This is a genomic window from Streptomyces sp. NPDC014882 (assembly GCF_043081325.1).
GTDB lineage: Bacteria > Actinomycetota > Actinomycetes > Streptomycetales > Streptomycetaceae > Streptomyces.
In genome coordinates this window covers 42,841-56,866 of record NZ_JBIBWL010000014.1, presented here as the reverse complement: position 1 = coordinate 56,866, position 14,026 = coordinate 42,841, and the positions used below count along the sequence as shown (strand labels likewise).

The following is a 14,026-nucleotide window of genomic DNA, read 5'->3' as shown; positions in this document are numbered from 1 at the left end:
CCCCAGCCGTTCGCGACGACAAGCGGCCGCCGCGCCCCGCACCGCACCGCCGGGCGGGGCGCGGCGGCCGCTGGATTGGATCCGACATGTCCGTAGTGGAGAGCCGCTGGCTGCGCCGGTTCGCAGGCGCCGAGGGCGACGGGGACGGCGAGAGCGGCCGGCTCCAGCTCGTCTGTTTCCCGCACGCGGGCGGCGCGGCCAGCGCCTACCTGGGCCTGACCCGGGCCCTGGCGCCCGACATCGACGTGGTGGCCGTCCAGTACCCGGGACGCCAGGAGCGCCGCCGGGAGCCCGCGCTGACCTCCCTGACCCACCTGGCGCGGGCCGTCGCCGAGGAACTGGCCCGCGCCCCGCGGCGCCCGTACGCGTTCTTCGGGCACAGCATGGGCGCGGTCGTCGCCTACGAGACGGCCCGCGTGCTCGCCGAGTTCGACCTGGCCACCCCGCGGCGGCTGATCCTCTCCGGGCGCGGCGCGCCGAGCCTGGAGCCCCGGGCGAGCGACCGGCTGGAGGGCGACGCCGCCCTGATCGCCGAGATCCGCCGCCTGGGCGGCACGGGCGGCCGGGTCCTGGACGACCCCGAACTGCTGGAGATGGTGCTGCCCACCCTCCGCGCCGACTACGCGGCCCTCAGCCGCTACCGCTGGCTGCCGGGACCGCCCCTCGACGTCCCGCTGACCGTCATGGTCGGCACCGACGACCCGGTCGTCCCGGTCGACGACGCCCGCGGCTGGCTCGCCCACTCCACGCGTCCGGGCGAACTCCTCACCTTCGAGGGCGGCCACTTCTACCTCGACACCCGCCTCCCGGCGGTGGCGGAGGCGGTCCGCACGCTCCTGGGACAGCCCACGACCGTGTGAACGGCCCGCCCCGGCACGGGTCCGCCCCCGGCGAGCCGCCGGGGGCGGACCCGTTGCCCGCCGAGCCGCCTACCGGACGGCGAAGCCGAGGAACGCGGTCCATGCGGCGGCGGTGACGGGGACGGCCGGCCGGCCGACGTCCTTGGAGTCCCTCACACGGACGAGGTGAGGCAGCGCGGCCACCTCCACGCACTGGCCGCCCTCACCGCTGCTGTAGCTGCTCTTGCGCCACGTGACAACTTCCTCGACGTCGATGTTCATGTCTCTCCCAGCAGTTCCTCGATGAGGGTCAACGACTCGCGGGGCGTGAGGGCTTGTGCCCGCAGCAGACCGTACTGCTCTTCGAGCTCACGGACGGTGCCCCGGTCCGTGTAGAGGCGGCTGTCCTTGTACGCCTCCACGTACGCGATCCTCCGCGCATTCTGCGACTCGATCAAGGTGAAGGGTCCGGCCAGACCGGCATGCTCGTCACGCGCGTTCGGCATGACCTGGATCTCGACGTTGCGCCGTCGGCCGTGCAGCAGAAGCTGCTCCAGCTGTCCGCGCATCACACGGTCGCCGCCCAACGGCCGGGTCAGCACGGACTGCTCGATGACGAAGCTGAGGGTCGGCATCGGCAGGCGGTCGAAGAGTTTCCGCCTCGCAAGACGTGCGGTGACCCGCTCCTCGATCGTCTCCTCGCTGAGCAGCGGCCGCCGCATCATGAACACCGCCCGCGCGTACTCCTCCGTCTGCAGGAGCCCGTTGACGATGTGGGTGTCGTAGACGTGCAGCTCGACCGCTCCCGCCTCCAACTTGGCCGCGTCGCGGAAGAACGCCGGGTACTGGGCCCGGGCCACCTCCTCCTTCATCTCCTGGAGGACCCCGCCCGCGTCCAGCACCTGGTCCGCCTGGTCGATGAACCTCGGCGGCGGAACCCGGCGCCCCAGCTCGTACGAGGCGATGGTCGACGCCGAGTACCCCGTCCGCGCGCCCAACTCGGGCCGCTCGACGCCCGCCCGCACCCGGAACCGTTTCAACTGGCGCCCGAAGACGCGCAGGACACCGGAGCCGGGGTCCGTCCCGGCCTGCCCCTCGCCGCCACCGTCACCGCCGTTCCCGGACACCTCGTCCGCCGGCCCCGTCGGTCCACTCATCCCCGTACCACCTCACCCGGCCGACGCGGCCCCGCGCCGGCCGTCACGTTCCGTACCGCCCACACCCGCACGTCGGACACGTACGGCGACCTCACGCGCACGGGGCGTGTCCGGCCACGCTAGGGCGGCACCGGCGGTCCGGGCCACCTGAACAGCGGAATCCCCACCCCACGGGTGCACCGCCCCGGCGCGAGGCTGCATCGGGGTCGCCGGAAGCGCCCCGTTCCGTGACGCCGCCGCGGCGACCGCTCCCGTCCGCCACGAGCCCCGCCACGAGCCCTCGGCGGGCCGGCCTCACCCCCGCGTTCCGGGAGGGCGCTCCCACGCCCGCAGTTCCTCGCCGCGGGGGTCGTCGACCTGGGTCCAGTCGGCGTCGACACGCAGGGTGGCCCGGCGCACGGGGTCGTACGGGTCCCAGCCGGGGTCGCCGGTCGCGGCGAACCGGATCCACGCCCCGTGCACGCGGCGGGCGAGGTCGGCGGGCGGCCGGTCGGGGCCGAGCAGGGCGCGGGGTCCGTGCAGCCGGGGCAGCCGCGTGCGGTCGAAGACGAAGGGCAGCTCCACCGCGTGGGCGGCGCCGAGTTCTCCGTCCAGGGCGCGGGAGCGCCAGGCGAACTCGTAGCCGAACGTGGCGGCCCCGGACCGGCCGGCGTGCGCGTCGGCCAGGGCCCGGCTGCCCGCGCCGAACAGGGCGTCGCCCATGACGGCGGACCGCAGCTCGCCGGGGGCCGCCCCCGGACGGCTCCGGCGGTACGCGTCGACGAGCCGGGCCGGATCGGGGTGCGCCCGTGCGGCGAGGGCCTCGACGTCCGCGCCGGTCGAGCCGGCGTACCCGCCCACCGGGACCAGGTAGAGGTTCCCCTCCTGCGTGTTGGTGCCGACGAGCAGGTCGACGTCGGTACCACGGCCCGCGGCGACGGACGCGGCGGGCTGGGTGTCGAGGACCAGGCCGAAGGGGCTGAGCCCGAGCAGGGGGTCGTGGTGCGTCGCCGTCCGCAGGTCGGTGCCGGCCAGGGCGGCGGCCGCCTCGACCAGGCGGTCGTCCGGGATCTCCGCGAAGGCGTCGGCGTGCGGCTCGACACCCAGGAACCGGGCCGCCGCCCCGGTGACGCGGGCGGCCTGCTCGGTCGTGAACGCGCCCAGGCCGTTGCCGCTCTGGACGATCGCCCGGTGGAACAGACCCGCCGCACCGGGGTCGGCCAGGACGCCGCCGACGACGGTCGCGCCCGCCGACTGGCCGAAGAGCGTGACGTTGTGCGGGGCTCCTCCGAACGCGGCGATGTTGTCCCGCACCCAGCGCAGCGCGGCCACGACGTCGAGCAGGCCGCGGTTGGCGGGCGCTCCGGGAAGGTCGAGGAACCCCCCGATGCCGAGACGGTAGTTGAGGGTGACGAGGACGACGCCGTCGCGGGCGAAGGCGGAGCCGTCGTACAGCGCGGCCCGCGTCGACCCCGCGACGAATCCGCCGCCGTGGACGAACACCATGACGGGCAGGCCGCCGTCCGTGCCGGCGGGCGTCCAGACGTTGACCGTGAGGTGGTCCTCCCCGCGGCTCCAACCGGTTCCGAAGTAGGGGGACATGTCCAGGCTGCCGAGTGTGCGCGGGGACTGCGGGGCGGTGGGCCCCGGCGTCGTGGCGTCCCGTACGCCGTCCCACGGCGCGTGGGGTCGGGGCGGCGCGAACCGGGCGGCGCCGCGGGGCGGGGCGGCGTAGGGGATGTTCAGGAAAGCGGTGGTGGGGCCTTGGCGCAGACCGCGGACGGGTCCCTGCGCGGTGGTCACGACGGGGTCGGTGCGGGGGTTCACGGGCATGCCTCTCCGCAGGGCTCAGCCCTGCTCGGTGTACGGGGTGAAGGGGGCCCAGGCCTTGACGGCGAACCTGCTGCCGTCGCGCACCACCTGCGCGGCGCCGTGGCCGCCCAGGTGCGCGGGAACGACGAGGGCGTTGTCGTCCGCCGCCCGGCCCAGCACCTCGCGGCGGGTGGCGCGCGCCTGCGCGGGGTCCTCGCAGAAGCAGCTGTTGCAGTCCGGTTCGAAGAACTGCACCGGGCTGTGCAGCAGGTCGCCGACGAAGACCGCGCGGTCCGTCCCGGAGGCGAGGGTCAGGACGGACGAGCCGGGGGTGTGCCCCGGGGCGGCTTCCAGCCGTAGGGCACCGTCGATCCGGTGGGCGCCCTCCCACAGCAGGGCCTGACCGGCCCGGTGCACCGGGGCGACGCTGTCCTCGAACACGTTCTGGTTGCCGCGGCCGAGCACGCTGCGGTGGCCGTTCTCCGGGTTCCAGAACGTGAAGTCGTCCTTCGGCATCAGGTAAGTGGCGTTGGGGAAGGTGGGGACCCAGGTGCGCCCGTCGAGACGCGTGTTCCAGCCGACGTGGTCGATGTGCAGGTGGGTGTTGATCACGAGGTCCACGTCCTCGGGGCGGACTCCGGCGCGGGCGAGGCCGTCGAGGAACCCGGTGTCCATCCGGCTCCACACGGGGACGTACGGGCGTTCCTTGTGGTTGCCCACGCCGGTGTCGACGAGGATGGTCCGGCCCTCGCTGCGCAATACCCAGCTCTGGACGGCCGAGTTGACGGTCCGGGTGTCGTCGGCGAGGAAGTCCGGGACCAGCATGGTGCGGTGTTCCTCCCACGCCTTCGCGGGGCTGTCCGGGAAGAACGTCTCGGGAGTCATGTCCACGGGCCCGAAGTACTCCCGGACGCGGGTGATCGTGATGTCGCCCAGGGTGATGGTGTCCACGGCGGTTCCCTCCTGTGTTCTCTCGTCGGGTCCGTCCGGAGGGACGGCCACGGCTGTCAGTGGTGGGGCCGGCATCAGGTGCCGGCGGTGCCGGCGGTGCCGCCCCGCTCGGCGATCCAGCGGGCCAGGGCGAGGAGGGTGTCCTCGACGTCGGCGGCCATGTGGTCGCGCAGCGCGTCGATCTCCTGGCGCGTGCCGCCGAGCACCGGGTCCAGGCGCAGGAGCTGCCAGGACTGCTCCACGACGGTTCCGGTGCCGTCGGCGCGGAGGGTCCAGCGCCACCGGACGACGACGTCGACGACGAAGGCGAAGACGCTGCCGGGCAGGCTCTCGACGACCCGAGAGCGGCTGCCCCACTCGCGTTCGCCCCTGCGGTTGCGTCCCCGGAAGCGGGCACCCGGCCAGGGCCCGTCGCCGTCGTCGTAGGTGACGTCGTGGGCGCCGGGGCTCCAGGTGCTGATCATCGAGACGTCACTGATCAGGTCGAACAGGGCCGCCGGGGCGGCGGGGACCCAGGTACGGCGGGTGAACGCGTACGCGGCCGCGTCGGGCGGGGCCGTGAGGTCGGCGGGGCCGAGTGCGTGGGGCAAGGGGGACTCCAGAACGGGACGGCGGGGCCGGGCGCCTCGGTCGTGCGGTCGTTCGTCCTCACGGGAGGCGCGCGGCGACGGGACGTGTCCCCCGCCGCGGCGGGGGAACGGTGCGGGACCCATGTCACCGGCGTCGCGGCGGCCGAGCCAGACCGGGCCGTGCCTATCCCCGGCCGGGTCAGGTTCCCGGCGTGCGGGGCCCGGATACTGGGGCCCGTGAGCGGACAGCGAGAACTCGGGAACTTCCTGCAGACCCGGCGGGCCCAGCTGCGTCCGCAGGACGTCGGGCTGCCGGACTACGGGGACCGGCGCCGGGTGCCCGGCCTGCGACGCGAGGAACTGGCGCTGCTGGCCGGCGTGAGTTCCTCGTACTACACGCGTCTGGAGCAGGGCCAGTCGCTGGGCGCCTCACCGGAGGTCCTCGACGCCATCGCGCGGGCTCTGCACCTGGACGAGGCCGAGCGGCGTCACCTCCACGACCTGGCGGACAGCTCGAAGCGGCGCACGGTCGTCCACCGTCCGCCGACCGAGCACGTCGACGCGTCGCTCCTCGGCCTGCTGGAGGCCCTCGGTGAGGTTCCCGCCCTCGTCAGCGGGCGGCGCGGTGACGTACTGGCCTGGAACCGGATGGGTCACGCGCTGTTCGCCTCCCACATCGATCCGGCCGGCCCGGCGGACCCCGCCCGCCGTCCCAACCTCACCCGGCTGGTCTTCCTCGACCCGCACGTCCGCGCGCTCTACGCCGACTGGCCGGCCAAGGCGAGGGCCGTCGTGGAGAACCTCCGCATGACGGCCGGCCGGCACCCCGACGACGCGCTGCTCGTCTCACTCGTCGGTGAACTGGCCGTGCGGAGCGAGGAGTTCGCCGCCATGTGGGCCGACCACGGGGTCAGCCCGTGCGACTCCGCGGTGTACGAGATGCGCCACCCGCTGGTCGGCTCCCTCACCGTGCGGCAGCAGAGCCTGCGTCCCCCGCAGGACGAGGAACGGCACGTCGTGCTCGCCGTCGCCGAACCCGGCTCCCCCTCGCAGGCCGCCCTCGGCCTGCTCGCCCGGGCGACCGCCCCGCCGACCCGGGCGACCTGGCCGCCGGCCCGCCGGGAGCGCCCCGCGGACCACGCCTGACGCCGCGGGCGGACGTCGGCCGTCCCGGCCGATGGAGGGTCAGTGACCGGCGCCGGCCTTGACCGCCTTCGTGGCGAAGTAGCCGGAGAGCCAGCCGGCGGTGGCCTCCGAGTGGTGCGGCGCCTCGGCGAAACCGGTGATGGCGAAGCCCGCCGCGATCTGCCCGCCGATCTGGTCGGTGAGCGTGTGGCTGTACTCCACCGGCGCGTCGAGGCCCCACAGCCGTTCCCGCTCGGCGGGCTCCAGGTGGGTGAGGTCGCTGTAGGGCAGACGGTGACGCACCGTCAGCTCGCCGCGCGCCTCCAAGGACTCGGCGTCGAAGAGGTAGACGTCCGGGTTGAGGAAGCCGGACAGCAGCGTCCCGCCGGGGCGCAGCACGCGGTGGCACTCGCGCCAGACCGGCGCCAGGTCCGGGATGAACAGGTTGGAGACCGGGTGGACGACAAGGTCGAACGAAGCGTCCGGGAACGGACTCAGGTCGCGCGCGTCGCCGAGCACGGTGCGCAGGTGGAGCCCCTCCCGCGCCGCGACCGCCTCGTCCTGCGCCAGCTGGCGGGGCGAGTTGTCGAAGACGGTCACCCGCGCGCCCGCCGCGGCCAGCACCGGGCCCTGCTGCCCGCCGCCGGAGGCGAGGCAGAGCACGTCGCGGCCGGCGATCTCCGGCGGGAACCAGGCCGGGTCGACCGGCTCGTACCCGATCAGGACGATGGACCACTGGCCGGCCCGCGCCTTCGCGATCACCTCGGGGCCGACCGGGCGTGACCACTCGCTGCCCTTCTCCACCTCGCGGTCCCAGGCGAGGCGGTTGTGCGCGACGGGGTCGACGGGAGTCCGGCTCATGCGCCGCACTCTAGTAGGGCTTGGCCGGCTTCACTCGTGGATGGCGTGCCTGCTTGCTCGTCGGTGCCGTCGGGCCGGTGTGACACCTGCGGAGACGGCCGCTCCGGGATGCCCCTGGCCACGTTCGTGCGCCTGGCCGAACTCCGCCGGCGCCTGCCCCACCCGCCACCGCGGCATACCCGCATCCCTATCGACCTGACCAAGCCCTACCAGGGCCTCACGGGTTCCAGCCGCAGCCGCCGGGCCGGCCAGGGTGGCGGCTCGGCCGGGCCGAACCAGACGCGGACGTCCTCCCCGGTGCGGACGGGCAGGCGGGGGAAGTCGTTCTCGGCGTGCTCGGTGCGGTGCAGTGCGTGGCCCGGGCCCAGGTGCCGGGCCGCGTACGCGTCGAAGCCGGCCGCGTCGGCCGGGTGGCAGACGGTCGCACGCACCTCACGCGTGTCCGGCTCCGGTGTGAAGCCCGGGCCGCGCAGCAGCAGGACGTCGTCGCTGTCGATCATGGTGGCGTTGGCCGCGTCGCGGTGCTCCCGCCAGACCGGGCCGGTGTAGAACGCCTCCAGCGCGCGCCGGCGGTGCGCCATGTCGGGGAACGCGCGCAGCCAGACGAAGCGGTCCGGGTCGTCCAGGTCGCGGAACCGGCCGCCGACGGTGATGCCGACCGCCTGCTGACCGGTCACGAACTCGCGCTCGAACAGCTCGATCAGCGTCTCCCGGGCGCCGGGACGCAGGGTGTACTGCCGGAGTTCGACGATGCTCATGCGGTGGCCCGCCCGGGGCGCGTGCGGTCCGTGGTCAGGTGGTCGTCCATGTGCCGCAGGTTAGGGCCGGTCCGCTGACACCTGCTGTCAGTGGACCGTCGGTGGACAATGGGCGGCATGCGTGCGAGCCGGCTGGTCACCCTGCTCCTGCTGCTCCAGAACCGGGGCCGGATGACGGCCCGGCAGCTCGCCGACGAACTGGAGGTCTCCGTCCGGACGGTCTACCGGGACGTCGAGGCGCTCGGTGCGGCCGGCATCCCGCTGTACGGCACCGCCGGGCACGCCGGCGGCTACCGGCTGGTCGACGGCTACCGGACCCGGCTCACCGGCCTGACGGCGGACGAGGCGCAGGCCGCGTTCCTCGCCGCGCTTCCCGGCGCCGCCGCCGAACTCGGCCTCGGCGAGGCGCTCGCCACCGCCCGGCTCAAGCTGCTGGCCGCCCTTCCGGCGGAACCGCGCGAGCACGCCGAACGGATCCGGGAACGCTTCCTGCTCGACGCCCCCGGCTGGTACGACGACACCCACCGGGTGCCCCACCTGGCCGCGGTCGCCGCCGCGGTGTGGGCGCGGCGGGCGGTGGTCCTGCGGTACCGGCGCTGGCGGGCACCGGAGGAGATCGAGCGGCGGGTGGAGCCGTACGGGCTCGTCCTCAAGGCCGGCCGCTGGTACCTGGTCGCCGGCGGGCCGTCCGGGACCCGCACCTACCGGATCGACCGGATCCTCGACGTCCGGCCGCTGGAAGAAGGGTTCGCCGTTCCGGACGGGTTCGACCTGACGGGGTACTGGACCGGCCACCTGGCCGGCTTCCGGGCGCGGCTGCACACCGGGGAGGCGTGGGTGCGGCTCACCCCGGAGGGTGCCCGCCGCCTCGGCGTGACACCCACGGGCGACGGGTGGACGGAGGCCCGCGTACCCATCGAGTCGGTCGACCACGCCCACCGGGAGTTCCTGCGGCTGGGCACCGACGTCGAGGTCCTGGCGCCGGCCGAACTGCGCGCCCGCATCGCCGAGACGGCACGGGCCCTGGCCACCCGCTACGAAGGGCAGCCCCCGGGAGGGAGGTACCGCGGGCCCGGGCACCGGCCGCCCGCGCCGGACACCCGCGCACGCGGGTAGGACCCCGAGGGGCCCTTCGCCCGGGGAGCGCGGCGTTCCCGACCGCACCGGGACTCCGGGGGCTCAGGGGCCTCGGGGAATCCGGACGAGTCCCCCCGCGCCGGGTCGGCGGCCTCCCCGCGCCCCGGACGCCGCCGTCAGGACGCGCAGAGGTCGGCGGGCACGTCGTGGGTGAGGCCGCGGCGCTCGTCCTCGGTGAGTTCCCGGCCGAGGATCTCGCAGATGCGGCGCTTCCAGAGGGCGGGGTCGAGACGGATCAGGTCCGGGGGTTCCAGGTTCTCGGGGTCGCGGAGCACCGCGCCGCCGTCGCCGGTCGCCGCCGGGAAGGACTGCTCCTCGCCGAAGGTGTAGGTGTCCCGGTGACCGGGTTCGTCCGCCTTCAGGAAGTGGACGTAACCCTTGTAGGCGAGGACGAACCCGGTTCCCCGGGTGGGGCGCAGCGACCAGTTCTGCGACCACTCGATGTCGGTGAGCGGCCCGAACGGGCCCATCACCTTCCTCGCCGGCCGCCCGGGACGGACCGACCAGACCTCGGCCGTCTGGGCCGTGGTCAGTACGGTCACGTATTCCGGGTCGTCCAGGAAGGAGGCCGACCGGAGGTCGTCGGCGAGGCGCACCCGGAGTCCCTCCTCGGCCTCTCCCGTGCGCAGGTCGACGGCGTGCAGGTAAGGCTCACCGGCCACCGTCACGCTCACGTGACCCGGTTCGGGGTGGCTCCCCACGGTGAAGGCGGGCTGCTTCTTCCCGGTCAGGCGTACGTCCCGCAGATCGACGGGACGCGAGAGGCGCCGTCCGCTGCGGGCCTCCCAGCTCTCGACGACCGTGCCGGACGTCGTCACGATCCGGTCGTCGCCGTGGAAGCCGAGAGCCACGGCGTGCTGCCCGCTCTCCTCCTCGACGGGAGGCATCACGATGCGGAACTCCGCCACCCGGCGCAACGAGGGGAGCGCGCGGACCACGACCCGGTGCCTTTCCCGGACGTCCGCCACCAGCGTCCCGGACCGGTTGACCTCGAGCGCCACGTACGCTTCGTCGCCGGAGCCGGCCACGACCTCGGAGAGGATCCTCCCGCCGCCTTCCGTCTCCACGACCCGCAGCAGGTCGTCGCCTCCCCTCCTCGCCCTGGTCACCATCAGGCCGCCGTCGCCCAGCAGTCGCGGCTCGGGGTCCGTGCTGTCGTCGTACAGCCTGCGCGCCCACCCCTTGAGCGCGTTCTCCTCACCGGTCACCAAGGTCGGCGCGTCAGGGTCCCCCACCAGGAAGAGGGGGGTGTCGGAGATCGAGGAGAGCGAGGAACGCCTGGAATAGCTTCCCGGATCGGGACCGAGGTGGTACGTCCGCGGCGCCGCGGTGGAGCGCGTGCCGACCAGGCTCCACTCGTTGGAGGAGTTGACCACCGCGAAATGCTCACCGGTACCGTCGACGGTGATACCGGAAGTGGTGCAGTCGAATGTGTGCGGGGCCATCCTGATGTCTCTCAGCACCCGCCCGTCCGACACCCGGACGGCGCGAAAACGCGACTCGTCGGTACAGGAGACCGCCACTGAGGCGTTCCCGGCGACCGCGAACCTTCCGCCACGGACCAACTCGCTCGTCCCGCCCGTGGAGACGTCGACCTTCAGCAGCGCGGGATCGTCGTACCGTTCGGCCACCACCGTGTTCTCGTCGGGCCCGAACCACACGCTTCCCAGTTCGTCGAACTCACCGGGAAAGGTCTGGACTTTCCCGGTCCCCAGGTCCCACAGCCGCATGGACCGGTCGAGTGTGGCCGCACCGACCAGAAGCCGGGAACCCGGTGAGAAGTTCAGGATTTCACGGCGCTCGCTGTCGATCAGCCATTCGGGGTCGAAGAACGTGCCCCGGAGGGTGTGGGCCGCTCCCGCCAGTCGTTCTCCCGAGGGGGTCACGTCGTGCCAGACCACCACGCCGTCCTCACCGCGGACGTAGGCGATCCGGCGGCCGTCCCCGCTGACCACGGGGGACACGAGGTCGTCGGCGAAGCCGAGCTGTTCGTGCCGGACCCTGCCGGAGGACGTGCGGACGAACAGGGTCGCGCGGCCCGTCGTGCCGGTCACGAGGGCCGTTCTCCCGTCGTGGCTGACGTCCGCGTCCTTGACCTTCCCCTGCGTGCCCGCCAGCACCCACGCCGCGCCCTTCAGCTCCGCGTACCGCCGCATCAGCGCGCTGCGGGCCTCCTGCGTGGGGGCGATGTCGTAGGCCGCGAGCGCGGCCAGGCCCGCCTGGGTGGGGTTGCTCTCCACCAGCTCGTCCGACTGGATCGCGAGGGACCGGGACCGGCCCTCCGCGGTCCGTGTCGCGCTGGTCCGGGACTCCTGCACGAGGAACGTGCCGAGCGCCGCGACGAGCGCGAGGACCAGGCCGGCCGAGATCCACCCCGCGCGCGCACGGGCGTTCCGTGCCCGCCGGCGCCGTAGGGCCAGCGCGAGGAACTCCCGCTGCTCCTCGGTCAGGTCCGCCTCGCGGCCGCGCAGCCGCACCCGCAGGGCGTCGAGCTGGAGGGCGCCGGGCAGCAGGTCCGCCGAGCGGTCCGCCTTGTGCCACCGCTCCAGGTCGTGCTGCACCTCCGCCCGGGAGGCGAGGAAGTCCGCGTCGGCACGGACCCGTTCGGACAGCGTCGGCCACGCGGTGATCAGTGCCTCGTGTGCCAGCTCGACGCTCTCCGGGCCGCCGTCCTCCCCGTGCAGCACCAACAGGCGCCGCTCGGCCAGCGCTTGGGCGAGGCGCCAGCGTCCCTCTCCGGCCTCGCCGCGGGTCAGGCGGCGCCGCAGGGGGGCTCCGTCGCCTCCCGGCAGCACCCGTACCAGCCCGGTCAGCAGCGCGAGCGCCTCCGTCTCGTCCCCGGACGGGACGCACTGTCTCCACGCCGTCTCCGCGTGGCGGCGCAGCGCGCCGGACACCCCGCCGATCTCCTCGTACGTCGTGGCCAGGAGGCGGCCCGCCACCTGGTGGTCCCACAACTGCTGCAGGACGAAGCCGAGCAGCGGGAGGACGCCCGGTTCGCTGCCCGTGTCGTCCAGGACGCGCCCGGCGAGTCCCGGGTCGTACTCCACCGCCGGTACGGTCTCGACCGGCTTGACGATCACCTCCCGGAGCTGGTCGCGGGACATCGGGGTCAGCGGGAGTGTCGTGCCGCCGGACAGGACGGGCCCCAGGCGCGGGTGCTGGAGCGCGGCGTTCATGTGGTCGGCGCGGAGCGTGAGCAGCACCCGCACCGGACGCGCGGGCGGACGGTCGGGGAAGAGCAGTTCCACGAGGTGGCCGAGTTCGTCGTCCGGGCGGTCCAGGAGCGCCTCGGCCTGGTCGAGGACGACCAGCACCTCCCCGGCGGCGGTGCCGCGGAGCCGGTGGAGCGTGTCGGTGAGCCCCTTGTCCGTCAGCCAGGCCTCCACCTGGTCCACGCCGTCCGCCCGCACCGGGCCGAACCGGCCGCCGCGGGCGGCCTCGTGGAGTTCCACGGCCAGCGCGGAGCGCGGGGACGAGACCTGCCCGGCGTTCACCACGAACACCTCGTGACCGGCCTGCCGCAGCCGCGGCGTCACCCCGGCCAGCGCCAGCGACGACTTCCCGCAGCCCGACGGCCCGTACAGGGTGACCGGGACGTCGGCGGTCCGCAGCGCGGTGACCACGCGTTCGACGTCCTCGTCGCGGCCGAAGTAGACGTCCGCGTCGTGTTCCTGGAAAGGCGCCAGGCCGCGGAAGGGCGTGGGCGGACTCACCACGCCGGCGAGCGAGGGAACCTCGCGCAGCACGGCCCTGGTGCGCAGCACGTACGCCTGCTGCGCGTCCTGCTGCGGCTGCGCGGCCACGACCAGGCCGACCACCGCCCCGAGTTCGTTGTCCCAGACGGGGCTGCCGCTGAATCCGCGCCGGACGTACGCGCTCTGCCCGTCGGCCCGGGAGAGCTGGAGCCAGCCCTCGCTGGTGGCACCGGTCAACTTCCCGCGGAGCCAGGTCTCCTGGGGCTCGCCGCCCGTGAACCCCACGGCACGCGCCCCGTGTTCCCACACGCTCGCGGCGTCGGCCATCGGCAGGGGACGGGCGGAGGGGATCGCCTCGCGGAGCCGCAGGACCGCGACGTCGCCCCCGTGGCCGGCTCTGGCCGGCACCCACCGCTCGACCTCGGCCGGCCACGCCCCGGGCCCGCCGGTCTCCAGGGGATCGGCCAGCGGCAGGTCGACCTCGACCACCTCACCGGTCGGCACCGTCTCGTGACGGGGCCGGCCCAGGGCGTCCGACACCACGTGGGCGCAGGTCAGCACCAGGTCCGGAGCGACGAGGAAACCCGCGCCGCTCAACGCCCCGTCCTGCCCCGTGACCCGGACGACCGAGGAGGCCAGGAGCTCGTCCGGACTCGACGACATTCCGTGCGCGGTCCCCGACATCCCGTCTCCAGTCCGACGTTCCCCGGTCAACTGCCCTGGGGATCATCCCCGTTCGGTCCCGTGGAGTCACGGCGGCTCCAGCTCAGGCTGACCGTGAAGTTCGCCGCGGTCGCCGTGCTGGCGATGACGACGTCCGCCCCGGCGGACAGCGAGATGCCGAACTCCAGGGTCATCTCGTCAGGTGGCGTGGCGAGGTCCTGGAACCTCTCGACGAAGTTCTCCGCCACCGGCTTGACGGTGTCCAGCATCTGACCGAGCGTCCGCCCGGCACGGGTGACCGCGCCACCGCGGCCCACCCGGACCAGGGAGTCGTCCACTTCGCGGATCTGGACCCGGACGACGTCGTCGCCTCCCTCGTCCAACTGCATTTCGACCGTGTGCACCAGACGGTCAGTCACAGCAACCTCCTCGGGGGGCCGGGACATCACCCGGACCCGGGGGCACATCGTAGCCGCC

Annotated in this window: 12 protein-coding genes; 3 read left to right on the top strand and 9 right to left on the bottom strand. The window is 74.1% G+C overall.

The features are described from left to right. The first annotated feature begins 86 nt into the window (after positions 1-86). The gene (locus ACF09K_RS27340) at positions 87-860 is read left to right on the top strand and encodes a thioesterase II family protein (protein ID WP_392247623.1); all 774 of its coding nucleotides are present in this window, start codon (positions 87-89) and stop codon (positions 858-860) included. A gap of 69 nt (positions 861-929) precedes the next feature. Here the strand turns inward: ACF09K_RS27340 and ACF09K_RS27335 are convergent, their stop codons facing one another. The 5 genes from ACF09K_RS27335 to ACF09K_RS27315 form a co-directional block, all read right to left on the bottom strand. After that, on the bottom strand, positions 930-1,121 hold the full coding sequence (locus tag ACF09K_RS27335; RefSeq protein WP_392247621.1) for a DUF397 domain-containing protein: 192 nt from the start codon (positions 1,119-1,121) through the stop codon (positions 930-932). Then, positions 1,118-1,996 carry a helix-turn-helix domain-containing protein gene (locus ACF09K_RS27330; RefSeq protein WP_392247619.1) on the bottom strand — a complete coding sequence of 293 codons (879 nt, stop codon included), beginning with the start codon at positions 1,994-1,996 and terminating at the stop codon, positions 1,118-1,120. Before ACF09K_RS27330 ends, ACF09K_RS27335 begins: the two co-directional genes overlap by 4 nt. Positions 1,997-2,290: 294 nt before the next feature. Continuing rightward, positions 2,291-3,808, bottom strand: a complete 1,518-nt coding sequence (locus tag ACF09K_RS27325) for a carboxylesterase/lipase family protein (protein ID WP_392247617.1) — start codon at positions 3,806-3,808, stop codon at positions 2,291-2,293. A 15-nt stretch (positions 3,809-3,823) separates the two neighbouring features. Further along, a complete protein-coding gene (locus tag ACF09K_RS27320; protein ID WP_392247615.1) occupies positions 3,824-4,738 on the bottom strand; it encodes an MBL fold metallo-hydrolase in 915 nt (304 codons plus the stop codon). Positions 4,739-4,812: 74 nt separating this feature from the next. Beyond that, a complete protein-coding gene (locus tag ACF09K_RS27315) occupies positions 4,813-5,328 on the bottom strand; it encodes an SRPBCC family protein (protein ID WP_392247613.1) in 516 nt (171 codons plus the stop codon). 216 nt (positions 5,329-5,544) lie between these two features. On the opposite strand from ACF09K_RS27315, the gene ACF09K_RS27310 reads away from it, so the two are divergent. Further along, a complete protein-coding gene (locus ACF09K_RS27310; RefSeq protein WP_392247611.1) occupies positions 5,545-6,453 on the top strand; it encodes a helix-turn-helix domain-containing protein in 909 nt (302 codons plus the stop codon). Positions 6,454-6,492: 39 nt separating this feature from the next. On the opposite strand, the gene ACF09K_RS27305 is transcribed toward ACF09K_RS27310, so the two are convergent. Together ACF09K_RS27305 and ACF09K_RS27300 are read right to left on the bottom strand one after the other, a co-directional pair. Beyond that, a complete protein-coding gene (locus ACF09K_RS27305) occupies positions 6,493-7,293 on the bottom strand; it encodes a class I SAM-dependent methyltransferase (RefSeq protein WP_392247609.1) in 801 nt (266 codons plus the stop codon). 206 nt (positions 7,294-7,499) lie between these two features. Next, complete coding sequence (locus ACF09K_RS27300; RefSeq protein WP_392247607.1) at positions 7,500-8,051, bottom strand: NIPSNAP family protein; 552 nt, start codon at positions 8,049-8,051, stop codon at positions 7,500-7,502. Positions 8,052-8,168: 117 nt separating this feature from the next. Here ACF09K_RS27300 and ACF09K_RS27295 point away from each other — a divergent pair, with 117 nt between their 5' ends. Beyond that, positions 8,169-9,167, top strand: a complete 999-nt coding sequence (locus tag ACF09K_RS27295; RefSeq protein ID WP_392247605.1) for a helix-turn-helix transcriptional regulator — start codon at positions 8,169-8,171, stop codon at positions 9,165-9,167. 137 nt (positions 9,168-9,304) lie between these two features. Here ACF09K_RS27295 and ACF09K_RS27290 read toward each other — a convergent pair whose 3' ends face one another. Together ACF09K_RS27290 and ACF09K_RS27285 are read right to left on the bottom strand one after the other, a co-directional pair. Beyond that, positions 9,305-13,549 carry a trypsin-like peptidase domain-containing protein gene (locus tag ACF09K_RS27290; RefSeq protein ID WP_392247603.1) on the bottom strand — a complete coding sequence of 1,415 codons (4,245 nt, stop codon included), beginning with the start codon at positions 13,547-13,549 and terminating at the stop codon, positions 9,305-9,307. 47 nt (positions 13,550-13,596) lie between these two features. After that, the gene (locus ACF09K_RS27285) at positions 13,597-13,968 is read right to left on the bottom strand and encodes a CU044_2847 family protein (RefSeq protein WP_392247601.1); all 372 of its coding nucleotides are present in this window, start codon (positions 13,966-13,968) and stop codon (positions 13,597-13,599) included. Between the last annotated feature and the right edge of the window lie 58 nt (positions 13,969-14,026).